Source organism: Solirhodobacter sp. (assembly GCF_964715405.1).
This window is the reverse complement of sequence record NZ_CBAICG010000009.1, coordinates 1-26,615: the sequence shown is the minus strand read 5'-3', so window position 1 is coordinate 26,615 and position 26,615 is coordinate 1. Positions and strand designations below refer to the sequence as shown.

The following is a 26,615-nucleotide window of genomic DNA, read 5'->3' as shown; positions in this document are numbered from 1 at the left end:
GACGAAACGAACGTCAAAAAAACGCAAACCAATAGGGAGATTGACATGATGAAGCAAAGAGGACTGAACCCGCTGTCCGGCGTGGCCGTCGCGGCCCTGGTCGGGTGCATCGGGTTGGCGGGGGTGGCAAATGCCGCCACGCTGCACATGGCCTGGTCGCAGGACGCCACCGGGCTTGATCCGCAGAAACAGACGGCGTTCTCGTCGATCCGGTTGCTGGAACTGATCTACGAACCGCTGGTGCGGCTGGACGCCAAGCTGGACGTCGTGCCGGCCATCGCCAAATCCTGGGCCTTCTCGGCCGATGGCAAGACGCTGACCTTCAAGCTCGACCCCGCCGCGAAGTTCCAGAACGGCGACGCGGTGACCTCGGCCGACGTGAAAGCGTCGTTCCAGCGGATCCTGGACGAGGCGACGGGGGCCGCGACCCGCGCCAACTTCCTGTCGATCGCCAGCATCGACACGCCGGACGCGGGCACCGTGGTGTTCAACCTGTCGCAGCCCGATGTGCCGGTGCTGGCCGCGATGGCCAGCGTCAACGCCGCGATCCTGCCCGCCAGCGCGATTGCCGATGGCAGCGTCGGCACCAAGGCGATCGGCTCGGGCCCGTTCACGCTGAAAAGCTGGGATCCGAATTCCAAGGAAGTGCTGGTGGCCAACCCGAACTGGGCGGGCGGCAAGGTCGGCGTGGACGAGATCGACATCGCGGTGCTGCCCGACGAAACGGCGATCCTTGCCGCGTTGCGCGCCGGGCAGATCGACCTTGCGCTGCTGAACGATCCGCTTGTTGCCACGCTGGTGCCGGGCGTCGCGGGCCTGAAGCTCGACCGGACGCCGAGCATTTCCTACAACGTGCTGCAACTGAACCCCTCGCGCGGGGCAATGACGAATGTGAAGGTGCGTCAGGCGATGTCTTGCGCGATCGACCGCAAGGCGGTGCTGGATACCGCCGCACTGGGTGAAGGCCAGGTGACCGGCCCGATCACGGTGCCGGCTTATGCCACCGACCCCAGCACGCTGTTTTGCTACAAGCCCGATCTGGCGATGGCGAAGAAGCTGATGGCGGACGCCGGGTTCGCCGACGGCTTCTCGGCGACGGTGATCGCGGCGACCGGCGAGCCTGCCACCTCGGCGGCCGAGGCGCAGGTGATCCAGTCGCAACTGGCACAGATCGGCATCAAGCTCGACATCAAGATGATGGAGCTGAACGTCTACGTCGATGCCTGGCTGAAGGGCGACTTCGACATGGCGGTGGCGCTGAACGGCGGGCGGCCGGACCCCTACACGATGTACAACCGCTACTGGACCAAGACCGGCAACCTGCAGAAGGTCGCGAACTACATAGACGATGACCTCGACACCCAGATGAACGCGGCGCGGGTGGAAACCGACCCGGCCAAGCGCAAGGCGATCTTCGCCGCGTTCGAGAAGCACATCACCGAGGTTTCGCCCTGGATCTGGCTTTACACGCCGGTGACCTACGTCGCCGAGCGCAGCAACGTGCAGGGCTTCGTGCCGACGCCCACCGGCACGCTCTTTGGCCTCAGTGCGGTCACGCTGAAGTAGTGACCTTTGGCCCCGGCGCCATCCCGGCGCCGGGTGCCTGACCCGCCTGAAAGGCCCGACCCGGATGAACCTTCTGACGCGACGCCTCGCGACCTTTCCGCTGGTGCTGATCGGGGTGTCGAGCCTGGTCTTCTTTGCCATCCGGCTGGTGCCCGGCGACGCGATCACCGCGATGCTGGGCACCGAGGCCGGCCTGCTGACCCCGGCGCAGCGGGTCGCGCTTCAGGTCTACTTCGGTCTCGACAAGCCGTGGATCGTGCAATACGGCCACTGGTTCTGGGGCCTCTTGCACGGAAACCTGGGGATTTCGGTGACCTACGGCAAGCCGGTGCTGGAGGTCATCCTGCAACGCTTCCCGCTGACGCTGGAACTGGCGCTGTTGTCGATGGTCATCGCGCTTTTGATCGGCGTGCCCGCGGGCGTCTTCGCCGCCACCCGCAACGAACGAAGCGCCGATCTGGCGGTGCGCATCGCCGCGATGATCGGCCAGTCCACCCCCAGCTTCGTGTTCGGCCTGCTGATCATCTACGTGCTGTCGGCGGGGTTCGGCGTGCTGCCGGTGATGGGGGCGTTCACGCCGATCTGGCAAGACCCGCTGGCCAACCTGGGTCAGTTGATCCTGCCCGCGATCACGCTGGGCGCGGGGTTCGCGGCCTCGGTCACCCGGATCGCGCGATCCGCCATGCTCGACGTGCTGGGCGAGGATTACGTGCGCACCGCGCGCAGCCGGGGGGCGCCCGCCCACACCGTGATCTGGCGCCACGCCCTGCCCAACGCGCTGATCCCGGTCGTCACGCTGTCGGGTATCGAGTTCGGCTATCTGCTGGGCGGCGCGGTGATCGTGGAGCAGATATTCGCACTGCCCGGCCTCGGGCGGATGGTGCTGGATGCGATCCTGCAACGCGATTACGCGCTGGTGCAGGGGGCGGTGCTGTTCGTCGCCTTCAACTTCATGATCGTGAACTTGGCTGTCGATCTGGCCTATTTCTGGCTCGATCCGCGCATCCGGGCGGGTGGGCGGTGAACCGCATCCTCCGCGCCATCTTCCACCATCCCAGCGGGCGCATCGGCGGTGGCATCGTGCTGGTCTATCTGACCCTCGCGGGCTTGGGCGCGCTGGGCCTGACGCCGCATGATCCGCTGATGCAATACCGGCTGGACCGGCTGCACCCGCCGGGGCTGGCCTATTGGCTGGGCACCGACCTCTTTGGCCGCGACATGGCCAGCCGGTTGATGGTGGGCATCGGGCAGTCGTTCTTCGTGGCCTTCCTCTCGGTTGCCGCCGCCTCCATCGTCGGCACCGTGCTGGGGCTGACGGCGGCCTGGGTCGGGCATCTGTGGGACGGCGTGGTGATGCGCGGCATGGACGTGCTGCTGGCGTTTCCCGCGATCCTGCTGGCGCTCCTGATCGTCGCCATCCTGGGGCCGGGTACCTGGACCAGCGTGCTGGCCATCGCCTTCGTCTACATGCCGATCTTCACCCGCGTCGTGCGCGGCCCGGCGCTGTCGCTGAAAACGCGCGAGTTCGTCGATGCGGCGCGCACCTTCGGCAGCAGCAACCGCTACATCCTGACGCGCCACCTGTTGCTGAACATCGTGGCGCCGCTGACGGTGCAGGTGACGCTGGCGCTGGCCTGGGGGCTGTTGACCGAGGCGGGCTTAAGCTTTCTCGGCCTTGGCACCCAGCCGCCCGCGCCATCATTGGGCCTGATGCTCAGCGACAGCCGCAACCTGATGGAAACCGCGCCCTGGCTGATGATCGCCCCCGGCGTGACGATCATGATCGGCATCCTCGGCTTCAACCTGCTTGGCGACGCCTTGCGCGACATTCTGGACCCCAAGACACGGGGGCGGGCATGACGGCGCTGCTGTCCGTTCAGGGTCTGCACGTCGGCTTTGGCCGCGACCCCAAGGCGGGCGAGGTCGTGCAGGATGTCAGCTTTGATCTGGCTGCGGGCGAGACGCTGGCGATCGTGGGGGAAAGCGGGTCGGGCAAGTCGGTCACCGCGCTCGCCCTGAACCGGCTGGTGGATTTTGGCGGCGGCACCATCACGGCAGGCCACATCCGGCTGACCCGCGCGGATGGCCGCGTGCTGGAGGTGACGGAGGCCAACGAAGCGACCATGACGCAGGTGCGCGGGGCCGAGATCGGCATGATCTTTCAGGAGCCGATGACCTCGCTGAACCCGGTGCTGACGATCGGCGCGCAGATGGAAGAGGCGTTCCGGCTGCATCGCGGCCTGGCGGGCGCGCAGGCGCGGGCGGCGGCGAAAGAGGCGCTGGACCGGGTGCGCATCCCCGATGCAGGCCGCAGGTTGGGTGATTACCCGCACCAGCTATCGGGGGGGATGCTGCAACGGGTGATGATCGCCTCGGTGCTGGCCTGCAACCCGCGCCTGCTGATCGCCGACGAGCCGACGACCGCGCTCGACGTGACCGTGCAGGCGCAGATCATGGCGCTGCTGGGCGAGTTGAAGCAGGAAACCGGCATGGCGATGATCTTCATCACGCATGACATCGGTCTTGTCGCCGGCATTGCCGATACGGTGATGGTGATGCAATCCGGGCGCGCGGTGGAACAGGGCGCGCTGGCCCAGGTGCTGGACGCGCCGCAACACCCCTACACGCGGCACCTGCTGCATGCCGTGCCGCATTTCGCGAACGGCCGTGCGGTGCGGCGGGACGGCCCGCGGGCAGGTGGTGCGGCGGTGGCCCCGGTGCTGGCGGTGGACGATCTGGTGGTGCGCTTTCCGGTGGCGCGGCGCCTCTTTGCCCGCGCCAAGGGCGAGGTGCACGCGGTGGAGCGGGTCAGCTTCGATCTGGTGGCGGGCGAGACGCTGGGCATCGTCGGCGAAAGCGGGTCGGGCAAATCCACCGCGGCACGGGCGATCCTTGGCCTTGTGCGATCGCGGGGGCGGCTTGACCTGCCCGCCGCCGATGCCCGGGCGGGGGCCAGCCTGCGCCCGGTGCAGATGGTGTTCCAGAACCCCTACGCCTCGCTGAACCCGCGCCTGCGGGTGGAAAGCCTGCTGGCCGAGCCGGTGATTGCCACCGGCCACCGCATTGATGACGCCGTGCGGGGCCGGATGGCGGAGCTTCTGGCCCGCGTCGAACTGCCCGCCGACAGCCTTGCGCGCTATCCGCACGAGTTTTCGGGCGGGCAGCGGCAGCGGCTGTGCATCGCGCGGGCGCTGATGCTGAACCCCTCGGTGGTGGTGCTGGATGAAGCGGTGTCGGCGCTGGATGTTTCGGTGCAGGCGCGGGTGCTGGAACTGCTGGTCGATCTGCAACGCGACTTCGGCCTGGCCTACCTGTTCATCTCGCATGACATGGCGGTGGTGGAGCGGATCGCGCACCGCATCGCCGTGGTTCATGCCGGGCAGATCGTCGAGATCGGCGAGGCCGCCGCGGTGCTGTCGGCGCCGCATCATTCCTACACCCGGCGGCTGATCGCGGCGGTGCCCAACATCGAGCGCCGCCATGTGCGCTTTGCGCTCGACACGACGCAGGTGCCGACGTTGCTGCGCCCGCCGGGGTATGAGCCGCCGACGGCGGAGTGGGTGCAGGTCGGCGCCGATCACCGCGCACGGGCGGAGGCCGGGGCATGACGGGCGCGCTTGCCCAGCGGTTCGCCCGGGCCTTCGCCCCGGTTCAGGCGGCGGTGGCGGCGGGGCGCATTCCGGGCGGCGTGTTCGGGCTGGTGGCGCCGGGCGTGGGGCGGATGGTCCGCGCCGTGGGGCAGGCGCAGATCGTGCCCGAGGCGCGCCCGATGCGGGAGGATACCTGGTTCGACCTCGCCTCGCTGACCAAGGTGCTGTTCACCACGCCGCGCATCCTGGCACTGGCCGAGGCGGGGGTGATCGAGCTTGATGCGCCGCTGACCACGCTCTTGCCCGACCTGCGGCAGTACGATGCCGGGGCGTGGGAGCGGCAGGTGACCTTTCGCCAGTGCCTGGGGCATCAGACGCCCTTTCCGGCGGTGGAACCGATCTACACCTACGGCCGCGACGCCGATCTGTTGCGCGCCTTCGTGCTGCAACGCGAATGGCGGCGGCTGGCCGAGCCGGTCTATTCCGATATCAATTTCATCCTGCTGGGCCTCGCGCTGGAACGCCACGAGGGCAGGCGCATCCGCCGGATGGACCCCGGCGCGGGCTTCGCCTTTGCCGCCGATCCCCTGCTTTCGGCGGCGACCGAGGATTGCACCTGGCGCCACCGGGTGCTGTGCGGCGAGGTGCATGACGACAACTGTTTCGCCTTGCAAGGGGCGGGCCATGCCGGGCTGTTCGGCACCGCCGGGGCGATCCTCGACCGGGCGGAGGCGCTGCTCCGCGGCGGTCCGGCCGTGGCGCTGATGCGCACGCCGCTGTCGGCGACCCGCACCCACGGCTGGGAACGGGCGCATCCCGGCTGGTCGGGCAGCGACGCGTGCAGCAACGGCACGATCGGGCACACCGGGTTCACCGGCACCGGGCTCTGGCTCGATTTCGACCGCGGCCGGGCCTGGACGCTCTTGACCAACCGCATTCACCCGACGCGCCATTTCGACAGCGGCATCGCCGCGCTGCGCCGGGCGGTCGGCGATCTTGTGAACGGCTGAGGAGGATATGATGACGCCAATCTGGGCCGTGGGCCTGATGACCGGAACGGTGCTGGATGGCAACATCGACGTCGCGCTGATCAGGACGGACGGCGAGACGGTGGAAAGCTTCGGCACCCACACGCTGGCGCCCTATTCGCGCTGGATCCGCGACCTGCTGGAAGAGACGCTGACACAGGCGCGGGCGTGGAACTTCAGCGGACCGGAGCCGGACATTTTTCACGCGGCCGAGGATGCGCTGACCCGCGCGCAATCGGTTGCGGTGCGGGCGCTGGTGGAGGGCTACGGGCTGACGATGGCCGAGATCGGCATCGTCGGCTTTCACGGCCAGACCGTGCTGCACCGCGCGCCGCAGCCGGGACGGATCGGCCAGACGCGGCAACTGGGCGATGGCGAGCTGATGCACCGCCTGCTCGGGGTGGCGGTGGCCTACGACTTCCGCTCGGCCGACATGGCGGCGGGCGGGCAGGGGGCGCCCTTGTCGGCGGGGTATCACGCGGCGCTGTTGCGCAGCGCGGGCTGCGGCGGCGAGACGGCGGTCCTGAACCTTGGCGGGGTCGCCAACATCACCTGGTGGGACGGCGCCGAGCGGGTGATCGCCTTCGACACCGGCCCGGCCAATGCGCCGCTGAACGATTTCGTCAAGGCGCTGGGCCTGGGCGAGATGGACCGCGACGGGGCGCTGGCGCGCACGGGAAAGGTGGACGAAGACCGGCTCAAGCTCTTGTTGCAGCACCCCTATCTGTCGGCACCCTACCCGAAATCACTCGACCGGTTCGACTTCGGCGCCGACATGGCGGCGGGGTTGGCGGCGGCGGATGGCGCGGCGCTGCTGACGGCGTTCACGGCGGCGGCGGTGGGCCGCGCGCTGGACCTGTTGCCGTGCCGCCCGACGCGGCTGATCGTCTGCGGTGGTGGGCGGCGCAATCCGGCGATCATGGCGGCGCTGGCCCTGCGCGCGCGCGTCGAGGTCTTGCCCGCCGAGGCGATGGGGTGGAGCGGCGACGCGGTGGAGGCGGAATGCTTCGCCTTCCTCGCGGTGCGGGTGCTGCGCGGGTTGCCGATCAGCTTTCCCACCACGACCGGCGCGCCGGAACCGATGACCGGGGGCCGCATCGCGCAATGATCAGGCGAGCCGCTTCTGCAGGTAGATGCGGCTGCGGCCCGGCGGGAAATCGTCAACGATTCCAAAGGCCTGATAGCCCTGCCGTTCATAGGTGCGGCGGGCCACGGGGCTGAAGGTGTCGATCAATGCGCCGTGGCAGCCGCGCGCCTTCGCCTCGGCTTCCGCCGCCGTCAGCATCTGCCCGGCGACGCCCTGCCCGCGCAGCGCCTCGCCGACCCAGAGCCATTGCACGTAGAGCCAGCCCCAGGCGGTATACCCCGATAATCCCGCGATAATTTCGCCCTGCGGATCGCGCAGGAAGACCGCCAGCGACCGCCGCCCGGAGGCGCCGACATCGGCATCGTTGAAGGCCGTGAGCCGCGCGTTGAGGGTGGCGAGGTCGGCGGCGGCGGGGGTGTCGGTGGTGTCAAAAGCAAAGGTCATGCGCCCAGCGATGCCACGATCCGGGGTCCGGTGCAAACCGGGAAATGCGGTTCGGACGATCGAAAACCGGGGCACCGAAACCGCACCGATTTTGCACCGAAAAAGCACCGACGTTGCACCGACGCAGGGCTGATCGACAGCAGCGCGCCAGCAGCGGCCGTTGTGCTATGCTTGAACCAAGTGGAACAGGAGATACCGATGGCTGCCCTACCCTTCGACAGTGAAGAAATCGAGGAACTGGTGCTGCGGCTGAATGCCGTCACGGCCAAGGAGGGGATGGATATTCCCGACCTCGGCGGCAACGCCTCGGACGACGAAGTGGCCGAAACGCTGCAGGAAACGCACGGCGACCTGAGCCGCGACGAGATCACCCAGGAAATCGAAAGCATGGACGACGAGCAGAAGGACGCGCTGGTCGCGCTGTTCTGGATCGGCCGCGGCGATGCCGAACCCGAGGAGTGGGAGGCGACCAAGGCGCTGGCCCGCCAGCAGCACGAGGGGCTGGTGAGCCGCTATCTGCTGGCCCAGCCGGACGTGGGGGAATTCCTGACCGAGGGGCTGGAGAAGATGCTGGAGTATGGGGTGGACTGACCGGCGCGGAGATCCCGCGATCCCCTCGTTTGGCCCCTAGACCGGATCAGGTTCAACTTGAATCGGAAATCGCTGCCTCTCGCTTCGCTCGAACGCGTTTTCCGATATCATTGTTTCCATCAAGACCTGATCCGCTCTAGATGTCCTGCTCGCCCAGAAAGCGCCGCGTCACTTCATCAAGCGCCTCGCGGGAACTGCGGTAGTCCTTCAGCGCCACCTCGTGCCCTGACTTGCCCTTGTGTTCGATCATGCGCGCCAGTGCCGCCCGCGCCTTGTTGGCGGCGATATCCCACTCTTGAAGAACGTCCATGTCTGCCTCCTGCGTTACGCCCAGCATACAGGATGCGCCGACAGGGAGCGACACCCGTGTCACGGCGGGCGAGCTTCGGATGGCAGGCACGCTACGGTCTTCGCCGACGCGGCGCCATGTCGGGCGGCTGGCGATCCGGAGTCTGCGCAACCGGAGGTGGGGAGTTCCTGACCGAGGGGCTGGAGAAGATGCTGGAGTATGGGGTGGAGTGAGTGGCGACCGCCGCCGTCGCGCGGTGATCGTCTTTTCCTTCCGGGGGTCGATGCGGACGCGGACTGCGCGTCAGTCGATCCCGCCGAACTCGTTGATATCAAGGATCACCTTTTCGCCATCGACCAGCAGAAGGCGTCCGTCGACCCGGCGGTACTGCAGGTTCTGCATTTCGACGTGCGGCGGCAATACGTTGACGATCAACTGGGCGTCGGCGATCGGAAAGATCAGGGTGTGGACCTCGGGCATGCGCTTGAAGTCGAGCGCGGAGGCATTGGGGGCGAAGGTGTAGCCGTGCAGCCGCATGGCGCCATCCGCGATGGCTTCTACCGTGCCGGCAAAGTGTCGGTGCAGATCGTCGGCGTAGTTGCGCCGCGTAATGATGTGCAGCTTTTCGCCAATCTCGACCACGGGCCTGTCCATTTCGCTCATAGCGTCGTTGGCTCCGTCGCTGTTCTCCGGGCTTGACGTTACACCGTAGCCGACGCGGTGCCAGCGATTCTGGGTGCGACATTCCCGCCGACCCAGACCGCCTGCACCGCCCGGTCGTCGCCCATCATGATGGTCGGGAATACCGCTTCCCAAACCGTCTCGGCCCGTGCGGCCGCCTGCGCGATGGCGGGGGTGGAGGCGAGGTTGATCACGACAAGGTCGGCCTCCATGCCGGCTGCGAGGTTGCCGATGCGGCTGTCGAGGCGCAGCGACCGGGCGGCGCCCTGGGTGGCGAGCCACCAAAGCTCGGCCGGGTGCAGGGCGCGGCCGCGCAGTTGCGCCACCTCGTAGGCCGCCGCCATCGTGCGCAGCATCGAGAAGGACGAGCCGCCGCCGGTGTCGGTGGCCAGGCCGATGCGGTGGCCCGCCGCCTTGAGGCCGCCCATGTCAAACAGGCCCGAGCCGATGAAGGTGTTCGAGGTCGGGCAGTGGATCAGGCTGGCGTCCACCTCGCGCAGCCGGTCGCGCTCGCGCGGTTCGAGGTGGATGGCGTGGCCGTAGAGGCCGCCCTTGCCCAGCAGTCCATGCGCCTCGTAGGTGTCGAGGTAGTCGCGGGCGCCGGGGTAGAGCGATTTCACCCAGGCGATTTCGTCGACCTGCTCGCTCAGGTGGGTCTGCATCAGGCAGTCGGGATGCTCGGCCCAGAGCGCGCCGAGGGCGGCAAGCTGGTCGGGCGTCGAGGTCGGCGAGAAGCGGGGCGTGATGACGTAGGACAGCCGGTCCACCCCGTGCCAGCGTTCCAACAGGGCGCGGCTGTCGTCGTAGGCCGATTGCGCGGTGTCGCGCAGGCCCGCGGGGGCGGTGTCGCGATCCATGCAGGTCTTGCCCGCCAACGCGCGCAACCCGCGCGATTGCGCCTCGGCGAAGAAGGCATCGACCGAGGCGGGGTGGATGGTGCCGTAGCTGCACGCGGTGGTGGTGCCGTTCGCCAGCGTCAGGTCGAAGTAGCGGCTGGCCACCGCGCGGGCATAGGCGGGGTCACTGAACCGCATTTCCTCGGGAAAGGTGTAGGCGTTCAGCCAGTCGATCAGCCGCTTGCCCCAACTCGCGATGATCGCGGTCTGCGGGTAGTGCACATGGGCGTCGATGAATCCGGCCGAGATCAGGGCGTTACCGTAGTCGGTGACGCGCGCCTGGGGGTGGGCGGCGCGCAGCGTGTCGGCGGGGCCCACCGCGCGGATCAGGCCATCCTCCACCAGCACGGCGCCGTGGCTGTCGTGCCGCGCGGCGCCCGGCCCCGCGCTGAAGGGGTCGGCGGTAAAAGACAGGGTCTGACCCAGGATCAGGTCTGCCATCGCGCGCTCCCATGGTGTGCGGCGGCCAGTGTAGGGGGCTTTCGTGCCTTCGTAAATTTGCCTGTTGCCCCTGTTTTGGTGAAACAGTTTCGGCTAGGGTCCGGCCAATTTCCGGGATCGGGGGCTGCGGCATGAGCGACGAATACATCGCCGACGACGTGCGCGACGACGAAATGTCGGGGCCCGACAGCCGCCGTGTTGCCGCGATCATCGATGCCATCGCGGCGAAGGACAAGGACCGTCTCGACGCGCTGCTCGAACCGCTCCATGCCGCCGACATCGCGGACGTGCTGGAACAGATCAGCGCTCCCGAGCGGCGCGACCTGTTGCAGCTCTGGTCGGGCGAGATCGACGGCGAAATCCTGTCGGAGATCGACGAGTCGATCCGCGAAGAGGTGGTGGAGTCGCTCTCGCCCGAGGTGCTGAGCGAGGCGGTGCGCGAGCTGGACACCGACGACGTGGTGGACATCCTCGAAAACCTCGACGAGCCGCAGCAGGAATTGATCCTCGACGCGCTGGACGATGTCGACCGCTTTGCCGTCGAGCAGGCGATGGCCTTCCCGGAACATTCCGCGGGCCGCCTGATGCAGCGCGAAACGGTTACCGCGCCCGAGGACTGGACGGTGGGCGAGGCGATCGACCACCTGCGCGGCTCGGACCGGCTGCCGGATCAGTTCTACCACGTCATCCTGGTCGATCCGCGGATGAAGCCGCTGGCCAATGTGACGCTCGGGCGCATCCTTTCGGCCAGGGGCGAGACCCGGCTGCGCGACATTGCCGAAGAGGTGTTCCGCACCATCCGCGCGACCGAGCGCGAGCGCGAGGTGGCCTATCTGTTCAACCAGTACCACCTGATTTCCGCGCCCGTGGTGGACGAAGCCGACCGGCTGGTGGGCGTGATCACCATCGACGACGCGATGAACGTGCTGGACGAAGAGCATGAAGAGGACATCCTGCGCCTTGCCGGTGTGGGCGAGGGTTCACTGTCGGACAACTGGATCGAGACGACCAAGCAGCGGTTCCCTTGGCTGTTCGTCAACCTCCTGACGGCGATCCTCGCCTCTGGGGTGATCTCGCTCTTCGAGGGCACGATCTCCAGGATCGTGGCGCTGGCGGTGCTGATGCCGATCGTCGCCTCGCAGGGCGGCAATGCGGCGACGCAGGGGCTGGCGGTGGCGGTGCGCGCGCTGGCGACGAAAAGCCTGACCCGGTCCAACGCCTGGCGCGTGGTCTTGCGCGAGATCGCGCAGGGGCTGGCGAACGGCGTCGCCTTCGCCTTCATCATCGGGGCGGTCACCTGGTACTGGTTCGGCCTGCCGATGATCGGCCTGGTGATCGGCATGGCGATGATCATCAACATGTTCGCGGCGGCATTGGCCGGGCTTCTGATCCCGCTCGGGCTCGAAAAGCTGGGTTTCGACCCGGCGCTGGCCTCGGGCGCCTTCGTCACCACGGTCACCGATGTGGTCGGCTTCTTCTCCTTCCTCGGACTTGCCGGGCTGATCCTGCTGTGACCCTGCCCGAGGCGAAAGCCGCCGCCCGCCGCGCCGCCTATCCCCGCCGCAAGGCCGCCTTTGCCGCCGGGCAGGGGGCGGCGATCGACCATCTGGCGGCGGCGCTGGCGCCCCATGCCGGCAAGGTGCTGGCCGGCTACATGCCGATGCGGACCGAGATCGACCCGCTGGCCGCGATGGCCGCGCATGCGGGACCGGTCTGCGTGCCGGTGATCCTCGGCCCCGGCCGCCCGCTCGCCTTCCGTCGCTGGAGCCCGCAGGCGGTGATGATCCCCGGCGACTTCGGCGCGCTGATCCCCGAGACCGGCGACGGACTGGAACCCGAGGTGCTGATCGTGCCGCTCCTCGCCTTCGATGCGCGCGGCTTCCGGCTGGGCTATGGCGGCGGCTTCTACGACCGCACGCTGGAGGCGCTGCGCGCCGCGCGCCCGACGCTTGCCATCGGTTTCGCCTTCGCCGCGCAGGAGGTGCCCGAAGTGCCGACCGAGCCGACCGACCAGCCGCTCGACCTGATCGTGACCGAGCAGGGGCCGCGCACTCCCTGGCCCTGACCCTTGCCCGCGCCCCTCTCTTTCGGTCTGAAAATATCCTCCGGGGGTCCGGGGGTGGAAAACCCCCGGCGCCCGCCGCCGTGCGCGCCCGCTTTCCGCTTGCCGAACCCGTCTCCGCCGCCTAATCCTGCCGCCCATGAAAATCCTCTTTCTCGGCGATGTGATGGGGCGTGCAGGGCGCGCGGCGGTGGCGGAGCGGCTGCCGAAACTGCGCACCGACTGGGGTCTCGATTTCGTCGTGGTGAACGGCGAAAACGCCTCGTCGGGCGCGGGCCTCACGCCGGATCATGCCAAGGACCTGCTGACGGCGGGGGCGGACTGCCTGACGCTGGGCGATCATGCCTTCGACCAGAAGGACATGCTGCAATTCATCGAGACCGAGCCGCGCATCCTGCGGCCGCTGAACTATGCCAAGGTCGCCCCCGGCAAGGGCGCGCGGCTCTTTACGGCGACGGGCGGGCGCAAGGTTCTGGTGACGCAGGCGCTGGGGCAGGTGTTCATGAAACGGCCGTTCGACGATCCGTTCTCGGCGGTGGAGGCGGTGTTGAAGACGCATCCCCTTGGCGGGATGGCGCAGGCGATCATCGTCGACATGCACGCCGAGGCGACCTCCGAGAAGATGGCGATGGGGCACTGGTGCGACGGGCGGGCCAGCCTTGTCGTGGGCACCCACACCCACGTGCCGACCGGCGACGCGCAGATCCTGCCCGCGGGCACCGCCTATCTGACCGATGCGGGCATGTGCGGCGACTACAACTCGGTGATCGGCATGGACAAGGCGGAGCCCCTGCGCCGTTTCATCACGGGCATGCCCAAGACCCGGTTCGAGCCGGCCACGGGCGAGGCCACCCTGTCGGGTGTCTATGTCGAGACCGACGACCGCACCGGCAAGGCGAAGCGGGTCGTGATGGTGCGGGTCGGCGGGCGGTTGCAGGAGTCGCGTCCGTGACGCCACGCCTCGGGCTGGTGGGGCTTCTGGTGCTGCTCGGGGTTGGCTGGGGGGCGTCGCAGCCGCTTGGCAAGATGGCGGTGGCGGGCGGTTACCACGGCTTTGGCGTGATCTTCTGGCAGGTGACGATCTGCACCGTGCTGCTGGGCGGCGTGACGCTGGCGCGGGGGATCGGCCTGCCGCGGCGGCCCGAGGCGCTGCGGTTCTACCTGGTGATCGCGGTGATCGGCACCATCATCCCGAATGCCACCTTCTACATTTCAGTGGCGCGGTTGCCTGCCGGGATCATGTCGATCCTGATCTCCACCGTGCCGCTGATGGCGTTTCCGATGGCGCTGGCGCTGCGGCAGGACCGGTTCAGCCTGCTGCGGGTCGGCGGGCTCTTGTGCGGGCTGGCGGGCGTCGCGCTGATCGCGCTGCCGCGGTCGAGCCTGCCCGACCCGGCGATGGCGGCCTTTCTGCCGGTGGCGCTGATCGGGCCGTTCTTCTATGCGCTGGAGGGGAACTTCGTCGCACGCTTCGGCATGGCGGGGATGGACGCGGTGCAGGCGATGTTTGGCGCCTCGCTGGTGGCGATGGTGATCTCGCTGCCGCTGGCGCTGGCCACGCAGAGCTTCATCAACCCGTTCCACCCCTGGGCGCGGCCCGACTGGGCGGTGCTGATCATGTCGGTCAGCCATGCCCTGATCTATTCCGGCTATGTCTGGCTTGCCGCGCGGGCGGGGTCGGTCTTTGCCACGCAAACCTCGTATGTCGTCACCGGCTCGGGCGTGCTCTGGGCGATGCTGCTGTTGGGCGAGCACTTCTCGGGCTGGGTCTGGGCGGCGCTGGCGGTGATGCTGATCGGCGTGGCGCTGGTGCGCCCGCGCGATGCGGCGGTGCGGCAGGCCGCTTGCGAATCCGCCCGGCTCGGGTAGAACGGTCGCACCCTGGCGGCGGAGGCGTCGATGTTCGGACTGGAGCTTACCGGGACATCGCAGGCCATCGCGGCGCTGCTGATCGTGCGGATGGGCGACACGCGGTTGCTGGAGGGCCGTATGGAGGACATCCAGCGTCTTGCCGCCGACATGCAGATGGCGGGTATCGTCGCGCTGTCGGGGATCGTGCTGCTGACCCGCGGCATCGACGCCGACGACTGGGCCACGGTCCGGCCATCGACCCGCGCGCGCTGGTGGTCACGGTGATGTTTGCGGCGTCGGCCAGTTTCGCCACGCCGATCGGCTATCAGACGAATACACTCGTCTATGGGCCGGGCGGCTACAAGTTCACGGATTTCGTGCGGTTCGGCCTGCCGCCAAGCCTGCTGATGGCCGTGGTGGTAAGCCTGCTTGTTCCGGTCTTCTGGCCGCTGAAAGGGTAACATGAAACGCCTGATCCTGATCCTGCCGCTGATCGCCGCCGCCTGTGCCGCCTTCGGCCCGCCACAGCCGGTCGAGGCGAAGCTGTCGCCCGACCGGCTGGTGGTGTCGCTGTCGAATGGCGAGATCTGCACCGGCGCGCGTGCCGCCGCCACCGCGACCCCCACCGGATGGACCGGCAGGCTGACGGGCTGTTCGCAGGCGCTGCCCTATGAGGTGTCGCTCGACCCGCACCGCAACCTGGTGCAGGGCTTCGTGGGCGACCTGTTCAAGCTGATCGGGCTGGACGGTCTGGCGCCCAACGGGCAGGTGCGCGTCACCGATGCCGCGGGCCATGTGATGATGTTCGTGTCGCCGCAGCCGGGCAATCCGCGCGACCTGCACTAGGCGCCCCGAAACGCGCAGGCTTGCGGCGGCCCCTTGGGCTGTCATATAGAGACGCGCATCCCGGATATCACGAACGGAGACGGTCATGGCAGGCCATTCGAAATGGGCAAACATCCAGCACCGCAAGGGCAAGCAGGATGCGTTGCGTTCCAAACGGTTCTCGAAACTGGCGAAAGAGATCACCGTCGCCGCCAGGATGGGCGACCCGGACCCTGCCAAGAACCCGCGCCTTCGGCTGGCGGTGAAGGAAGCCAAGGCGGTTTCGGTGCCCAAGGACGTCATCGACCGCGCGATCAAGAAATCGCAGGCTGGCGATGACGACGCCTACGAGGAAATCCGCTACGAGGGCTATGGCCCGGGCGGCATCGCGATCATCGTCGAGGCGCTGACCGACAACCGCAACCGTACCGCGTCGAACGTGCGCTCGACCTTCGCGAAGAACGGCGGCAACCTTGGGGAAACGGGGTCGGTGTCGTTCATGTTCGACCGGGTCGGCGAGATCGTCTACAAGCCCGCCGCGGGCGACGCCGATACGGTGATGATGGCGGCGCTGGACGCCGGCGCCGATGACGTCGAAAGCGACGAGGATGGCCACTGGATCTATTGCGCCGATACTGCGCTGAACGAAGTCTCCACCGCGCTGGAGGCGACCCTGGGCGAAAGCGAAACCGCCAAGCTGATCTGGAAACCGCAGACCCGGACCGAGCTTGATCTGGACGCGGCGCAGAAGATGATGAAGCTGATCGACACGCTGGAAGATGATGACGACGTGCAGAACGTGATCGGCAACTTCGACATCCCCGAGGACGTGGCGGCCGCGCTCTGAGGGGGTCTTGCCCGCGCCCGAACAGGCCGGGTGCGGCGCATGACAGCCCCGGCTGCGATCAATCGCCCGACCGTCGGCGGACGGTGATTGTCCTTGCGCTGCACGGGCTGAAGCACGGCGTGGGGTGCTGCTCTTCGGCGAGACGGCCGCCCCGTGAGTCATGGCGGGCGGCCTGCTGATCCTCGCGGCGATCGGGTTCATCACGACCGAGGGTTGAGGCGCGGGCCTCAGCCCATCGGCGGGCTGTAGCTTCCCTTGGCGGCGATGCGGATCGCCTCGGCGGCTTCCTCCATCGTCAGGAGTTTGGTCGTGCTGGCCCCGGATGTCGCGCCCGAGGCGCCGATCAACAGCGCCCCGGCCGCCATCGCGGCATCGCTTGGCGCCTCGATGAGGGCGATGACGTCATAGTTGCCGAAGGCAAAGAACATGTGGTGGAGGGTGCCGCCGACCGATCCGACCATCTTGGCGGCCGCCGCGCGCCGGTCGCTTGGGGCGGCGATCATGCCCTTGGCGGCTTCTTTCGAATAGGTCATCTGATAGAGGTAAAATGGCATTCAGCGTCCTCCCTTGCGCGGGTCCGAGCGGCGGTTTTTCCCCTGGGTCGCGGGCCGGTCGGACCGAATTCGCGCGTTTGTTCCGCCGACTCCAAGGGTGACGGGAGTTTAGCACGGAACGTGGCGCGACCGAAGTGAGTCGCGCCCTTCAGCCGCCCTTCTTGCCGGTCGGGTCCAGCAGCCGCGCCAGCACGGTATCCCGCGTTACCTCGCCGATCAGGGTGCCGTCCTCGGTCACGCCCACCGGCGCGTCGGAGGCCATGACACGCGCCATCACCGACTGGATGGTTTCCTCCGCCGCCACGGTGCTGGCGTGGCTGCCGCTGGCGGCCTGCATCGCGTCGCGGGCGGTCAGCACACCCAGCGGGTTCATGTGGGCGACGAAGTCGGCCACGTATTCCGAGGACGGGTTCTGGAAGATCTCGCGCGCGGTGCCGCATTGCACGATGCGGCCGCCTTCCATCAGGGCGATGCGGTTGCCGATCTTGAACGCCTCGTCCAGATCATGGCTGACAAAGACGATGGTGCGGTGCAGCTTTTGCTGCAACTCCAGCAACTCGTCCTGCAACCGGGTGCGGATCAGCGGGTCGAGCGCCGAGAACGGCTCGTCCATCAACAGGATCGGTGCCTGGGTGGCAAAGGCGCGGGCAAGGCCGACGCGCTGCTGCATGCCGCCCGACAGCTCGCCCACCTTGCGGTCGGCCCATTGCGAGAGGCCGACGAGGGCAAGCTGCACCTCGACCCGGTCACGGCGTTCAGCGGGTTTCATGCCCGCAAGTTCGAGGCCGAGGCCGACATTCTCGCGCACCGTGCGCCAGGGCAGCAGGCCGAACTGCTGGAACACCATCGCGATGCGGGTCAGCCGCATGTGGCGCAGGGTGGCGGGGTCGGCATGGGTGACGCTGACCATCTTGCCGCCGTCGTTCACCCGGACCTCGCCGCGCACCACCGGGTTCAACCCGTTGACGCCGCGCAGCAGGGTGGACTTGCCCGAGCCCGAAAGGCCCATCAGCACCAGAATCTCGCCGGTGCCGACGGTCAGCGAGCAGTCGTGCACGCCCAGCACCTGGCCGCTGTCGGTCTGCACCTCGGACCGGGTCTTACCCTCGTCCATGTGGGGCAGGGCAGAATGCGGCTTGTCGCCGAAGACGATGGAGACGCGGTCGAACTCGACGGCGGGGGCGCGGGTCACCTGGGTCATTTGCGTGTCACCCTCAGCATCCGGTCCAGCAGGATCGCCACCACGACGATGACGAAGCCCGATTCAAAGCCAAGCGCGGTGTTGACCGAACCAAGCGCGCGCACCACCGGCACGCCGAGCCCGTCGGCGCCGACATAGGCCGCGATCACCACCATCGACAGCGACAGCATGATGGTCTGGTTCAGCCCGGCCATGATCTGCGGCAGCGCCCAGGGCAGTTCCACCTTCCACAGCTTCTGGCTTGCCGTCGCGCCGAAAGCGGTGGCGGCCTCGCGCAGCGCCTCGGGGGTGGAGGCGATGCCAAGCTGGGTCAGCCGGATCGGCGCGGGCAGCACGAAAACCACGGTGGCGATCAGGCCCGGCACCATGCCAAGGCCGAAGAAGATGATGGCGGGGATCAGGTAGACGAAGGTCGGCAACGTCTGCATCAGGTCCAAGACCGGGCTGATCGCCTGGAAGACGGCGGGGCGATGCGCGCAGAAGATGCCGATCGGCACGCCGATGCCCATGCAGATGATGCACGAGGCCAGCACCAGCGTCAGGCTTTGCGTCGTCGCCTCCCAGTAGCCCTGATTGAGGATGAAGAGGAAGCCGATGAAGACCAGCAGCGGCGTTTTCCACGAGCGTTGCAGATACCAGGTCAGCGCCACGAACAGCGCGATGATGACGATCGGCGGCGGGGTTTGCAGCAGCCACTCGATCCAGTCGATGATGAATTCCATCGCGATGGACATGGCGTCGAACAGCCCGCCCATGTGCGCCTGCATCCATTTGAAGACCATTTCCGCGGTCTTTCCGACCGGGATCTTGGTGTCGGTGATCCAGTTCAGCATCTTGCGCCGTCGCTCCTCGGCCAGGGCGGGCCGTTCCGGTAAGGGAACGCGCGCAGGCGGGCAGGTGTCAATCGGTTTGGGTGTGAAAATGGCCCCGGACCATCGTCCGGGGCCTGAGTCGCGTTCCGGCGGTTACATGCCGAGCGCTTTGTTCACCGCGGCAACGGCATCGCCGCCGTCTTTGGTGGTCACGCCGTCAAGCCAGGGCTTGATCGCGTCGGGGTTGGCCTTCAGCCACTCGGTCGCGGCGACCTTGGGGTCTTTGCCACCGTCGAGGATCGCGCCCATGATGGTGTCTTCCATCGGCAGGCTGAAGACGAGGTTGGTCAGCAGTTTGCCGACGTTCGGGCATTCCTTGACGTAGCCCGCGCGGGTGTTGGTGTAGACCGTCGCGCCGCCGTAGTTCGGGCCGAACACCGCGTCGCCGCCCGACAGGTAGGTCATCTTGAACTTGGTGTTCATCGGGTGGGGTTCCCAGCCGAGGAAGATGATCGGCTGGCTCTTGCCATCCAGCCGCGCCACCTGCGCCAGCATTCCCTGTTCCGAGCTTTCGACCAGTTTGAAGTCCTTCAGGTCGTCGGTGTTGTTCTTGATCATGTCGAGGATCAGGCGGTTGCCGTCGTTGCCCGGTTCGATGCCGTAGATCTTGCCGTCAAGCTCTTTGGCGTGCTTGGCGATGTCGGCGAAGTCCTTGATCCCCAGCGCGGCACCGGCGGCGTTGGTCGCCAGCGTGTACTTGGCGCCTTCGAGGTTGGCGCGCACGGTGTCGACGGTCTTCGCATCGCGGTAGGGCGCGATGTTGGATTCCATCGTCGGCATCCAGTTGCCGAGGAACACGTCGATGTCGCCGGAGGCGAGCGAGGTGTAGGTGACCGGCACCTCCAGCAGCTTGGTATCGGTCTGGTAGCCAAGCGCGGTCAGGATCACCGAGGTGGTGGCCGTGGTGGCGGTGATGTCGGTCCAGCCGACATCCGAGAAGGTGACCTTGTCGCAGCCCGCCGCGAAGGCCGGACCGGACAGGGTAAGTGCCGCAGTCGCGGCCAGCAGCATGGAACGGATCGGTGTCATCAGGGGCTCCCTGTTTTTGTTGATTGACGAGTCAATAAACTTCACGGTAGCTCCAGTTGGCAAGTGTTTTCTGGAGGCCGTGGTGCCGAAACTCGGGATGGAGCCTATCCGAAAGGCGGCGCTGGTCAAAGCGACGATTGCCGAGATCGGCCGCGCCGGGTCGCTGGACGTCACGGTCAGCCAGATCGCGCGGCGGGCGGGCATGTCGAGCGCGCTGGCCCACCATTACTTCGGCAACAAGGAACAGATGTTCCTGGCCGCGATGCGCCACGTCCTGTCGCTGTACGGGGCCGAGGTGCGCGGCGCGCTGGCGACCGCGGAGGGGCCAAGGGCACGGCTGAGCGCGATCGTGCGGGTGTCCTTCGCGGCGACCAGTTTCCGGCGCGAGGTCGTGGGGGCATGGCTGAACTTCTACGTGCTGGCGCAGACGGTGCCCGAGGCGAAGCGACTGCTCAGGGTCTATCAGCGGCGGCTGCGGTCCAACCTGCTGGCCGAGTTGCGCCCGCTGGTGGGCGAACGGGCGCTTGGCGTGGCCGATGGCGTCGGCGCGCTGATCGACGGCGTCTACATCCGCGAGGCGCTCAGCGACCGTGCACCCGATGGCGCGGCGGCCGCGCGGATCGTGCTGGCCTATCTGGAAGCCAAGGTCGATTGCGAGGGCCGGGCATGAGCATTCCGGATGCCGCCGATCTGCGTGCCGCCTGGGCGCTGACCCGGGCCGCGACACAGCGCACGCCGCTGCTGGAAAGCGCGGCGCTGGCCGACGCTGTCGGCGCGGCGCGGGCCTTCGTGAAGGCGGAAAGCCTGCAATGGGCGGGGTCGTTCAAGATCCGCGGCGCCACCTGGCGTCTGGCGCAACTGTCGGCGGCCGAGAAGGCGCGCGGCGTGGTGGCCTATTCCTCGGGCAACTTCGCCCAGGGCCTCGCGGCGGCGGGGCGCGCGCAGGGTGTGCCGGTGACGATCGTGATGCCCGAGGATGCGCCCGCCCTGAAACGGCAGGCGACCGAGGGGTTCGGCGCGCAGGTGGTGCTGTCGCATCACGGCGACCGGCCGCGGGAGGAGGTCGCGGCGGCGCTGGCGCGCGAGATTTCGGTCCGCGATGGGCTGGTGCTGCTGCATCCGTTCGACGATCCGGCCATCGTCGCCGGGCAGGCGGGCGCCGGGCTGGAGGCGCTGGAGCAATTGGCCGAGGCGGGCGCGGTCGCCGACACGGTGCTGTGCCCGGTGGGCGGTGGCGGGCTGATCGGCGGCGTGGCGCTGGCGTTTCACCATGCGGGGCGCGCGCAGGTCTGGGCGGCGGAACCCGAGGGCTACAACGGCATGGGTGCCTCGCTGGCCGCCGGTCAGGTCACGCGGGTGACCAGCGGCCGCCCGACGATCTGCGACGCGCTGCAGGCAACGCAGCCGGGGCAGGCGCCCTTTGCCGCCGCGCAGGCGGCCGGGGTGCGCGGCGTCAGCGTCAGCGATGACGAGGTGCGGGCCGCGATGCGCTTTGCCTTCGAGCGGCTGAAGCTGGTGCTGGAACCCTCGGGCGCGGTGGCGCTGGCGGCGGCGCTGGCGGGGCGGGTGGACCTCAAGGACAGGGTCGCGGTGGTCTATGCCACCGGAGGCAACATCGCGTGGGAAGCCTTCCGCGCGGTGATGGACAGCGCGGGCTGACCCCGCGACAGCAAGGAAGACCGGAAACGTGGAAGCGGATTATGTGATCGTGGGCGCAGGCTCGGCAGGCTGCGCGATGGCCTACCGGCTGGCCGAGGCCGGGTGCCGCGTGCTGGTGATCGAGCATGGCGGCACCGACGCGGGGCCGTTCATCCAGATGCCCGCCGCGCTCAGCTATCCGATGAACATGGGGATTTATGACTGGGGCTTCCGCTCGGAACCCGAGCCGCATCTGGGCAACCGCCGCCTGGCCACGCCGCGCGGCAAGGTGATCGGCGGGTCATCCTCGATCAACGGCATGGTCTATGTGCGCGGCCATGCGCGCGACTTCGACCATTGGGCCGAGGCGGGCGCGGCGGGCTGGGGCTATGCCGACGTGCTGCCCTATTTCAAGCGGATGGAGCATGCGCACGGCGGCGACGATGCCGACTGGCGCGGCCGCTCGGGGCCGCTGCACGTCACGCGCGGGCCGCGCGCGAACCCGCTGTTTCACGCCTTTGTCGAGGCCGGCAGGCAGGCCGGTTATCCGGTGACCGAAGACTACAACGGCCGCCAGCAGGAGGGCTTTGGCCCGATGGAGGCGACGATCTGGAAAGGGCGGCGCTGGTCGGCGGCGAATGCCTACCTGAAACCCGCGCTGAAGGGGCCGAACTGCACCGTGCTGCGCGCCTTCGCGAGGCGCGTGGTAATCGAGAACGGCCGCGCCGTCGGGGTGGAGGTCATGCGCGGCGGCGCGGTCGAGGTGATCCGGGCGCGGGCCGAGGTGATCCTGGCCGCCTCGTCCATCAACACGCCGAAGCTGTTGATGCTGTCGGGCATCGGCGCGGCGGCGCATCTGGCGGACCATGGCGTGCCGCTGGTGGCCGACCGGCCGGGCGTGGGCGCGAACCTGCAGGACCATCTGGAAATCTACATGCAGTTCGCCAGCCTGCAACCGATCACGCTGTTCAAATACTGGAACCTTTGGGGCAAGGCGCTGATCGGGGCGCAGTGGCTGCTGACCGGCACCGGGCTGGGCGCCTCGAACCAGTTCGAAAGCTGCGCCTTCATCCGATCGAAGCCGGGGGTGGACTATCCCGACATCCAGTATCACTTCCTGCCCATCGCGGTGCGCTATGATGGCAAGGTCGCGGCCGAGGGGCATGGCTTTCAGGCCCATGTCGGCCCGATGCGCTCGCCCTCGCGGGGGGCGATCACGCTGCGCTCGGGGCGGCCCGAGGAGGCGCCGGTGATCCGGTTCAACTACATGTCGACCGAAGCGGACTGGCAGGATTTCCGCGCCTGCATCCGGCTGACGCGCGAGGTCTTCGGGCAACCGGCCTTCGCGCCGTTCGTGAAACGCGAGATCCAGCCCGGTGCCGGGGTCGAGACCGACGACCAGATCGACGCCTTCATCCGCGAGCACGCCGAAAGCGCCTATCACCCCTGCGGCACCGCCCGGATGGGGCGCGCCGACGATCCGCTGGCGGTGGTGGACCCGGAATGCCGGGTGATCGGGGTCGAGGGGCTGCGCGTCGCCGACAGCTCGATCTTTCCGCGCATCACCAATGGCAACCTCAACGGGCCCTCGATCATGGTGGGCGAGAAGGCGGCGGATCATGTGCTGGGGCGCGGCATGCTGGCGCCGCTGAACGCCGAACCCTGGATGAACCCGGCGTGGCGGGTCAGCCAGCGGTAGGCTGGTGGCGCTGCGCGAGGGGCGAAGGCTGGAGCCTCCGGCGGGGATATTTCGGCCAAGATGAAATGGGGGCGCGGCGCCGAGATGGGCGGCGCGCGTTAACTATTTGGCAGGATTTTCCTTGATTTCGGGGGCGCGGGCGCCGAAATCAGGGAGATGTTAAGAATTTGTTCTATCTTTGTGCTCGGCCTGTGGGCCAGCGTCGTTGGCGCCGAAACGGTGTCGGGCGTGGCGCGGGTGATCGACGGTGACACGCTGGCGTTCGGGGCGCGGCACGTCCGGTTGATGGGGGTGGACGCGCCCGAGATGGCGCAGACCTGCAGCCGCGACGGGCAGGCCTGGGCCTGCGGCGTCGCCGCGCGCGCGGCGATGGTAAGGCGGCTCGGGCTGCGGGTGACGATCTGCGCGGGCGCGGCCGACGACCGCTATGGGCGGCTGATCGCGGTCTGCCGACAGGAGGGTGCGGATATCGCCGCCGATCTGGTGCGGTCGGGGGCGATCCTCGCCTATCGACGCTACTCGACGGCCTATGTCGGGCTCGAGAACGCCGCCCATGCGGCGCGGGTCGGCGTCTGGGCGGGGCAGGTCGAGGCGCCCGCAACATTCCGCGCGATGGCGCGTGCGGGGACGGCCTTGGCCCCGACCCCGGTGTCGGCGACGGGCTGCACGATCAAGGGGAACATCTCGGGTCGGGGGCGGATTTACCACCTGCCGGGACAGCCGGGCTATGCGGCCACCGTGATCACGGCCGCAAAGGGCGAACGGTGGTTCTGTTCTGCCGCCGCGGCGGAGGCGGCGGGCTGGCGCGCGGTGCGGTAGTTTGATCGGCATCAAGGTGACCGGCGTGGGTTCGGACTAACTTTCCCGCAATGCAACTTGAAAGGACCGACCATGGCCAACACGCCGCATGAACTGACCGAGGAGTTTCCCGCCGAGAGCGCGAAAATCCATGCCCTGAAGGGCGCGAATGCCCATTTTGCGCGGCTGGTGGAAGAATACCATGAGGTGAATCGCGCCGTTCATGCCGCCGAGACGCGTGTGCAGCCGGTGGACGGGCCCGAGGAGGAGGCTCTGCGTCGCAAGCGCATGGTGCTGAAGGATGAGATCTGGAAGATGCTGCAGGCGGCCTGACCGCCGCTACGGCCTGATCGCGCGCCCGGTTCCCGCAAGGGGCCGGGCGTTTGCCTGTCAGCCGATCTCGTAGGGCAGCAGGCCGCGCCGGTCGGGGTTGACCCGCAGGCGGCGCTCCAACGGCGGGACCGAACGCTGATGGCAATCATTGCGCTCGCAGATGCGGCAGGAGATGCCGATCGGCTCGAAGCCGCGACTGAGGTCGAGGTTGTCGGCATAGACCAGCGCGGGGGCGTGGCTGACCTCGCAGCCGAGGCCGATGGCATAGCGTCGGACCTTGGCGTGGAAGCTGCCGCCGGGCTTTGAGACCTCGCGCGCGAGGCAGAAGTAGCGCACACCATCGGGCGTTTCGGCAAGCTGGCGCAGGAAGCGGCCGGGCGTTTCGAACGCGGCGTGGACGTTCCAGAGCGGGCAGGCGCCGCCGAAGCGGGCGAACTGCAGCCGCGTGGCGGAGTGACGCTTGGTGATCGTGCCGGCCTGATCGACGCGCACGAAGAAGAAGGGGACCCCTTTGAAGCCGGGGCGTTGCAGGGTGGACAGGCGATGCGCGACCTGCTCGATCGAGGCGCCGAAGCGGTCGGCGAGGCGTTCCAGATCGTGCCGTATCTCTTGCGCGGCCGACAGGAAGGGGCGGTAGGGCAGCAGAGCGGCCCCCGCCCAGTAGTTCGCCATGCCGATCTTGGCGATGGCGCGGGCCTCGTCGGACTGGAAGCGGGCGAGGTCGAGCGTCGCCTCCAGCAGGTCGTTCTGGGTCAGCAGGGCGACCTGGTGGAGGAGCTGGAAGCGCTGGGTGGCGGAGGCGGCGCGGGTCGAGAGGATGAGGGTTTTCGCGGCGGCATCGTAGGTGCGCAACGGCTCGGTATCGGCGCGCGAAAGGGCGATGCCACGGGCCGCCAGCGCGGCGAGCGCGGCCTCCACCGGATCGGCGGCGGAGGCGGCGAAGCGTTCGGCGGCGCGATCGACGGCGTCGATGTAGTTGTCGCAGTAGTGAAAGAAGTCGCGCACCTCCTCCCAGGGGGAGGGGCGGAGGGTGGCGCCGTCGCGGCCCAGCGCCTCGTCGAGCGAGGCGAGGCGTTCGTGGGTCTGGCGGTAGGCGCGGTGAAGGGTGAGGAAGGCGCGGGCAAGGGCGGGGGCGTTGGAGGCGGTGAGGCGGAGGTCGGCCACGGGGGGCGTGGCGTCGGCAAAGACGGGGTCGGCGAGCGCCTCGCGCATGTCGGTGACCAGACGCTCGGCATCGCCGGTGCTGAGTTCGGTGACGTCGAAGCCGAACTCGGAGGCCAGCGCCAGCACCACGGCGGCGGAGACCGGGCGGTGGTTGTTTTCCATCTGGTTGAGGTAAGGCAAGGAAATCCCGAGCTTTTCCGCGAAGCTGCGCTGGGTCAGACCGAGCCGCGCGCGGGTTTCGCGCAGGGTGACACCGGCGTAGAGCTTCTGGGGGGCCATCGCATCCTCGGGTTTGCCAACACGCAGGATAGGTTTGCAAAGCACCGTGCGCAAGGGCTGCGATCTGCGCAACAGAGGGGGGCTAAGGGGTTCAGAAGGTTGGGAAATCCGAATACCGAAAAAGCACCGACGTTGCACCGATTTCGCACCGACGTTGCACCGTTGCCGCCGGTCCGCGCGGATCACGAAATCGGGATTGGCGGGGCGACTCGTTGCTGAAAACGCGGCCTCATGGTGAAATTCACGCACCCGTTAATTTCAACGTGGGAGGGGAGTGGGTCTTCATCATGTCGAAACAGAAGTGGTTGATCGTCTGCGTCGCGCTGGGGTCGGCGACGGTGGGGGGCGGCGTTGTGGCCGTCGCGGCGCAGCCCCACATGTTCAACGCCCGCGCGGATTTGCGCGGCGCGCTGTCGGAGTTGCAGGTCGCGATCGCCGACAAGGCCGGCCATCGGGTGAAGGCGATCGAACTGGTCAAGGAAGCCATCGACGAGGTCAACGCCGGGATCGCCGCTGGGAGTTGAGCGGCGACGACGGGGTGAGGCGCGCGTGGCGGGCCGGGGAAGCGGGGGTTTCACACCCCCGCAGCCCCCGTGGGATATTTGGGCCAATGTGAATGGAAGAGGGGTGGTGGGTGGGTCTTTGGTTGCGCGAAGAACCACCCACCCTACGGCTTGCTTCAAAGGCAATCAATTAAGCATGTAAGGCTTATCCCCCTGACTCCGGAGCCACAACATGTGGTGCGAGGGCTTGCGGCAGGCGTCGCGTTTCCGTATTGTTCTCACATGCCCGCCCGCTGGAAATCTGATCGCCCAATGTCGCGCCAGGCTTTCGAGGCGCGCTTTCCCGA

At 68.0% G+C, this 26,615-nt stretch carries 29 protein-coding genes and 1 pseudogene; 21 read left to right on the top strand and 9 right to left on the bottom strand.

The features are described 5' to 3' along the window. Positions 1 to 45 precede the first annotated feature (45 nt). From AC11WY_RS05750 to AC11WY_RS05725, 6 genes are all read left to right on the top strand, one after another. Positions 46 to 1,566: an ABC transporter substrate-binding protein gene (locus AC11WY_RS05750; protein WP_482923451.1), complete on the top strand. Its 1,521-nt coding sequence runs from the start codon at positions 46 to 48 to the stop codon at positions 1,564 to 1,566. Between the two features lie 64 nt (positions 1,567 to 1,630). Next, positions 1,631 to 2,590, top strand: a complete 960-nt coding sequence (locus AC11WY_RS05745; RefSeq protein WP_482923449.1) for an ABC transporter permease — start codon at positions 1,631 to 1,633, stop codon at positions 2,588 to 2,590. Then, entirely contained in the window at positions 2,587 to 3,426 is an 840-nt protein-coding gene (locus AC11WY_RS05740; protein WP_482923447.1) for an ABC transporter permease, read from the top strand. The genes AC11WY_RS05745 and AC11WY_RS05740 overlap by 4 nt, the downstream gene beginning before the upstream one ends. Then, entirely contained in the window at positions 3,423 to 5,174 is a 1,752-nt protein-coding gene (locus tag AC11WY_RS05735) for an ABC transporter ATP-binding protein (RefSeq protein ID WP_482923445.1), read from the top strand. The genes AC11WY_RS05740 and AC11WY_RS05735 overlap by 4 nt, the downstream gene beginning before the upstream one ends. Beyond that, positions 5,171 to 6,166 carry a serine hydrolase domain-containing protein gene (locus AC11WY_RS05730; RefSeq protein WP_482923443.1) on the top strand — a complete coding sequence of 332 codons (996 nt, stop codon included), beginning with the start codon at positions 5,171 to 5,173 and terminating at the stop codon, positions 6,164 to 6,166. The genes AC11WY_RS05735 and AC11WY_RS05730 overlap by 4 nt, the downstream gene beginning before the upstream one ends. A 10-nt stretch (positions 6,167 to 6,176) precedes the next feature. Beyond that, positions 6,177 to 7,292 (top strand): anhydro-N-acetylmuramic acid kinase, encoded by a 1,116-nt coding sequence (locus AC11WY_RS05725; RefSeq protein WP_482923441.1) that lies wholly within the window; start codon positions 6,177 to 6,179, stop codon positions 7,290 to 7,292. On the opposite strand, the gene AC11WY_RS05720 is transcribed toward AC11WY_RS05725, so the two are convergent. Further along, a complete protein-coding gene (locus AC11WY_RS05720; RefSeq protein WP_482923439.1) occupies positions 7,293 to 7,715 on the bottom strand; it encodes a GNAT family N-acetyltransferase in 423 nt (140 codons plus the stop codon). A gap of 198 nt (positions 7,716 to 7,913) precedes the next feature. Here AC11WY_RS05720 and AC11WY_RS05715 point away from each other — a divergent pair, with 198 nt between their 5' ends. After that, positions 7,914 to 8,306, top strand: coding sequence for a DUF3775 domain-containing protein (locus AC11WY_RS05715; RefSeq protein ID WP_482923437.1), 393 nt, complete (start codon positions 7,914 to 7,916; stop codon positions 8,304 to 8,306). A gap of 136 nt (positions 8,307 to 8,442) precedes the next feature. Here AC11WY_RS05715 and AC11WY_RS05710 read toward each other — a convergent pair whose 3' ends face one another. From AC11WY_RS05710 to guaD, 3 genes are all read right to left on the bottom strand, one after another. Beyond that, on the bottom strand, positions 8,443 to 8,616 hold the full coding sequence (locus tag AC11WY_RS05710; protein ID WP_482923436.1) for a hypothetical protein: 174 nt from the start codon (positions 8,614 to 8,616) through the stop codon (positions 8,443 to 8,445). Positions 8,617 to 8,898: 282 nt separating this feature from the next. After that, the gene (locus tag AC11WY_RS05705) at positions 8,899 to 9,258 is read right to left on the bottom strand and encodes a hypothetical protein (protein ID WP_482923434.1); all 360 of its coding nucleotides are present in this window, start codon (positions 9,256 to 9,258) and stop codon (positions 8,899 to 8,901) included. Between the two features lie 38 nt (positions 9,259 to 9,296). Next, positions 9,297 to 10,613 carry a guanine deaminase gene (guaD, locus tag AC11WY_RS05700; protein WP_482923432.1) on the bottom strand — a complete coding sequence of 439 codons (1,317 nt, stop codon included), beginning with the start codon at positions 10,611 to 10,613 and terminating at the stop codon, positions 9,297 to 9,299. 131 nt (positions 10,614 to 10,744) lie between these two features. On the opposite strand from guaD, the gene mgtE reads away from it, so the two are divergent. The 8 genes and pseudogenes from mgtE to AC11WY_RS05660 all read left to right on the top strand — a co-directional run bounded on the left by mgtE (position 10,745) and on the right by AC11WY_RS05660 (position 16,198). Further along, positions 10,745 to 12,127 (top strand): magnesium transporter, encoded by a 1,383-nt coding sequence (mgtE, locus tag AC11WY_RS05695; protein ID WP_482923430.1) that lies wholly within the window; start codon positions 10,745 to 10,747, stop codon positions 12,125 to 12,127. Next, positions 12,124 to 12,678, top strand: a complete 555-nt coding sequence (locus tag AC11WY_RS05690) for a 5-formyltetrahydrofolate cyclo-ligase (RefSeq protein WP_482923428.1) — start codon at positions 12,124 to 12,126, stop codon at positions 12,676 to 12,678. Before mgtE ends, AC11WY_RS05690 begins: the two co-directional genes overlap by 4 nt. Positions 12,679 to 12,814: 136 nt before the next feature. Beyond that, positions 12,815 to 13,627 (top strand): TIGR00282 family metallophosphoesterase, encoded by an 813-nt coding sequence (locus tag AC11WY_RS05685; RefSeq protein ID WP_482923426.1) that lies wholly within the window; start codon positions 12,815 to 12,817, stop codon positions 13,625 to 13,627. Continuing rightward, positions 13,624 to 14,544 carry a DMT family transporter gene (locus tag AC11WY_RS05680; RefSeq protein WP_482923424.1) on the top strand — a complete coding sequence of 307 codons (921 nt, stop codon included), beginning with the start codon at positions 13,624 to 13,626 and terminating at the stop codon, positions 14,542 to 14,544. The genes AC11WY_RS05685 and AC11WY_RS05680 overlap by 4 nt, the downstream gene beginning before the upstream one ends. A gap of 30 nt (positions 14,545 to 14,574) precedes the next feature. After that, positions 14,575 to 14,811, top strand: coding sequence for a hypothetical protein (locus tag AC11WY_RS05675; RefSeq protein ID WP_482923611.1), 237 nt, complete (start codon positions 14,575 to 14,577; stop codon positions 14,809 to 14,811). Then, positions 14,781 to 14,987, top strand: a pseudogene (locus AC11WY_RS05670) (SLC13 family permease); the annotation flags it as partial. The gene AC11WY_RS05675 and the pseudogene AC11WY_RS05670, both read left to right, overlap by 31 nt. A gap of 1 nt (position 14,988) precedes the next feature. Continuing rightward, the gene (locus AC11WY_RS05665) at positions 14,989 to 15,372 is read left to right on the top strand and encodes a hypothetical protein (protein WP_482923422.1); all 384 of its coding nucleotides are present in this window, start codon (positions 14,989 to 14,991) and stop codon (positions 15,370 to 15,372) included. Positions 15,373 to 15,457: 85 nt separating this feature from the next. Then, positions 15,458 to 16,198, top strand: coding sequence for a YebC/PmpR family DNA-binding transcriptional regulator (locus AC11WY_RS05660; protein WP_482923420.1), 741 nt, complete (start codon positions 15,458 to 15,460; stop codon positions 16,196 to 16,198). A 227-nt stretch (positions 16,199 to 16,425) separates the two neighbouring features. Here AC11WY_RS05660 and AC11WY_RS05655 read toward each other — a convergent pair whose 3' ends face one another. The 4 genes from AC11WY_RS05655 to AC11WY_RS05640 form a co-directional block, all read right to left on the bottom strand. Continuing rightward, positions 16,426 to 16,752, bottom strand: coding sequence for a GYD domain-containing protein (locus tag AC11WY_RS05655; RefSeq protein ID WP_482923419.1), 327 nt, complete (start codon positions 16,750 to 16,752; stop codon positions 16,426 to 16,428). A gap of 148 nt (positions 16,753 to 16,900) precedes the next feature. Further along, on the bottom strand, positions 16,901 to 17,953 hold the full coding sequence (gene choV / locus AC11WY_RS05650; protein WP_482923417.1) for a choline ABC transporter ATP-binding protein: 1,053 nt from the start codon (positions 17,951 to 17,953) through the stop codon (positions 16,901 to 16,903). Next, positions 17,950 to 18,783, bottom strand: a complete 834-nt coding sequence (gene choW, locus AC11WY_RS05645; RefSeq protein WP_482923609.1) for a choline ABC transporter permease subunit — start codon at positions 18,781 to 18,783, stop codon at positions 17,950 to 17,952. The genes choV and choW overlap by 4 nt, the downstream gene beginning before the upstream one ends. Positions 18,784 to 18,918: 135 nt before the next feature. Then, on the bottom strand, positions 18,919 to 19,854 hold the full coding sequence (locus AC11WY_RS05640) for a choline ABC transporter substrate-binding protein (protein WP_482923415.1): 936 nt from the start codon (positions 19,852 to 19,854) through the stop codon (positions 18,919 to 18,921). An 82-nt stretch (positions 19,855 to 19,936) separates the two neighbouring features. Between AC11WY_RS05640 and betI the strand changes: the two genes are divergently transcribed. From betI to AC11WY_RS05615, 5 genes are all read left to right on the top strand, one after another. After that, complete coding sequence (gene betI / locus AC11WY_RS05635; protein WP_482923413.1) at positions 19,937 to 20,524, top strand: choline-binding transcriptional repressor BetI; 588 nt, start codon at positions 19,937 to 19,939, stop codon at positions 20,522 to 20,524. Next, complete coding sequence (locus AC11WY_RS05630) at positions 20,521 to 21,513, top strand: pyridoxal-phosphate dependent enzyme (protein ID WP_482923411.1); 993 nt, start codon at positions 20,521 to 20,523, stop codon at positions 21,511 to 21,513. Before betI ends, AC11WY_RS05630 begins: the two co-directional genes overlap by 4 nt. A gap of 28 nt (positions 21,514 to 21,541) precedes the next feature. Then, on the top strand, positions 21,542 to 23,191 hold the full coding sequence (gene betA, locus AC11WY_RS05625; protein ID WP_482923409.1) for a choline dehydrogenase: 1,650 nt from the start codon (positions 21,542 to 21,544) through the stop codon (positions 23,189 to 23,191). Between the two features lie 180 nt (positions 23,192 to 23,371). Beyond that, positions 23,372 to 24,010 carry a thermonuclease family protein gene (locus AC11WY_RS05620; protein WP_482923407.1) on the top strand — a complete coding sequence of 213 codons (639 nt, stop codon included), beginning with the start codon at positions 23,372 to 23,374 and terminating at the stop codon, positions 24,008 to 24,010. A 72-nt stretch (positions 24,011 to 24,082) separates the two neighbouring features. Then, positions 24,083 to 24,322 carry an HP1242/YdcH family protein gene (locus AC11WY_RS05615; protein WP_482923405.1) on the top strand — a complete coding sequence of 80 codons (240 nt, stop codon included), beginning with the start codon at positions 24,083 to 24,085 and terminating at the stop codon, positions 24,320 to 24,322. Positions 24,323 to 24,379: 57 nt separating this feature from the next. Here AC11WY_RS05615 and AC11WY_RS05610 read toward each other — a convergent pair whose 3' ends face one another. Continuing rightward, the gene (locus tag AC11WY_RS05610) at positions 24,380 to 25,765 is read right to left on the bottom strand and encodes a helix-turn-helix domain-containing protein (RefSeq protein ID WP_482923403.1); all 1,386 of its coding nucleotides are present in this window, start codon (positions 25,763 to 25,765) and stop codon (positions 24,380 to 24,382) included. A 287-nt stretch (positions 25,766 to 26,052) separates the two neighbouring features. Here AC11WY_RS05610 and AC11WY_RS05605 point away from each other — a divergent pair, with 287 nt between their 5' ends. After that, positions 26,053 to 26,289 (top strand): hypothetical protein, encoded by a 237-nt coding sequence (locus AC11WY_RS05605; RefSeq protein ID WP_482923402.1) that lies wholly within the window; start codon positions 26,053 to 26,055, stop codon positions 26,287 to 26,289. The last annotated feature ends 326 nt before the right edge of the window (positions 26,290 to 26,615 follow it).

Bases quoted from the DNA above. Each gene is read 5' to 3' on its own strand.
- AC11WY_RS05750 (WP_482923451.1), top strand. From the start codon at position 46: ATGATGAAGCAAAGAGGACTGAACCCGCTGTCCGGCGTGGCCGTCGCG.
- AC11WY_RS05745 (WP_482923449.1), top strand. From the start codon at position 1,631: ATGAACCTTCTGACGCGACGCCTCGCGACCTTTCCGCTGGTGCTGATC.
- AC11WY_RS05735 (WP_482923445.1), top strand. From the start codon at position 3,423: ATGACGGCGCTGCTGTCCGTTCAGGGTCTGCACGTCGGCTTTGGCCGC.
- AC11WY_RS05730 (WP_482923443.1), top strand. From the start codon at position 5,171: ATGACGGGCGCGCTTGCCCAGCGGTTCGCCCGGGCCTTCGCCCCGGTT.
- AC11WY_RS05725 (WP_482923441.1), top strand. From the start codon at position 6,177: ATGACGCCAATCTGGGCCGTGGGCCTGATGACCGGAACGGTGCTGGAT.
- AC11WY_RS05720 (WP_482923439.1), bottom strand. From the start codon at position 7,715: ATGACCTTTGCTTTTGACACCACCGACACCCCCGCCGCCGCCGACCTC.
- AC11WY_RS05715 (WP_482923437.1), top strand. From the start codon at position 7,914: ATGGCTGCCCTACCCTTCGACAGTGAAGAAATCGAGGAACTGGTGCTG.
- AC11WY_RS05710 (WP_482923436.1), bottom strand. From the start codon at position 8,616: ATGGACGTTCTTCAAGAGTGGGATATCGCCGCCAACAAGGCGCGGGCG.
- AC11WY_RS05705 (WP_482923434.1), bottom strand. From the start codon at position 9,258: ATGAGCGAAATGGACAGGCCCGTGGTCGAGATTGGCGAAAAGCTGCAC.
- guaD (WP_482923432.1), bottom strand. From the start codon at position 10,613: ATGGCAGACCTGATCCTGGGTCAGACCCTGTCTTTTACCGCCGACCCC.
- mgtE (WP_482923430.1), top strand. From the start codon at position 10,745: ATGAGCGACGAATACATCGCCGACGACGTGCGCGACGACGAAATGTCG.
- AC11WY_RS05685 (WP_482923426.1), top strand. From the start codon at position 12,815: ATGAAAATCCTCTTTCTCGGCGATGTGATGGGGCGTGCAGGGCGCGCG.
- AC11WY_RS05675 (WP_482923611.1), top strand. From the start codon at position 14,575: ATGTTCGGACTGGAGCTTACCGGGACATCGCAGGCCATCGCGGCGCTG.
- AC11WY_RS05665 (WP_482923422.1), top strand. From the start codon at position 14,989: ATGAAACGCCTGATCCTGATCCTGCCGCTGATCGCCGCCGCCTGTGCC.
- AC11WY_RS05660 (WP_482923420.1), top strand. From the start codon at position 15,458: ATGGCAGGCCATTCGAAATGGGCAAACATCCAGCACCGCAAGGGCAAG.
- AC11WY_RS05655 (WP_482923419.1), bottom strand. From the start codon at position 16,752: ATGCCATTTTACCTCTATCAGATGACCTATTCGAAAGAAGCCGCCAAG.
- choV (WP_482923417.1), bottom strand. From the start codon at position 17,953: ATGACCCAGGTGACCCGCGCCCCCGCCGTCGAGTTCGACCGCGTCTCC.
- AC11WY_RS05640 (WP_482923415.1), bottom strand. From the start codon at position 19,854: ATGACACCGATCCGTTCCATGCTGCTGGCCGCGACTGCGGCACTTACC.
- AC11WY_RS05630 (WP_482923411.1), top strand. From the start codon at position 20,521: ATGAGCATTCCGGATGCCGCCGATCTGCGTGCCGCCTGGGCGCTGACC.
- AC11WY_RS05615 (WP_482923405.1), top strand. From the start codon at position 24,083: ATGGCCAACACGCCGCATGAACTGACCGAGGAGTTTCCCGCCGAGAGC.
- AC11WY_RS05610 (WP_482923403.1), bottom strand. From the start codon at position 25,765: ATGGCCCCCCAGAAGCTCTACGCCGGTGTCACCCTGCGCGAAACCCGC.
- AC11WY_RS05605 (WP_482923402.1), top strand. From the start codon at position 26,053: ATGTCGAAACAGAAGTGGTTGATCGTCTGCGTCGCGCTGGGGTCGGCG.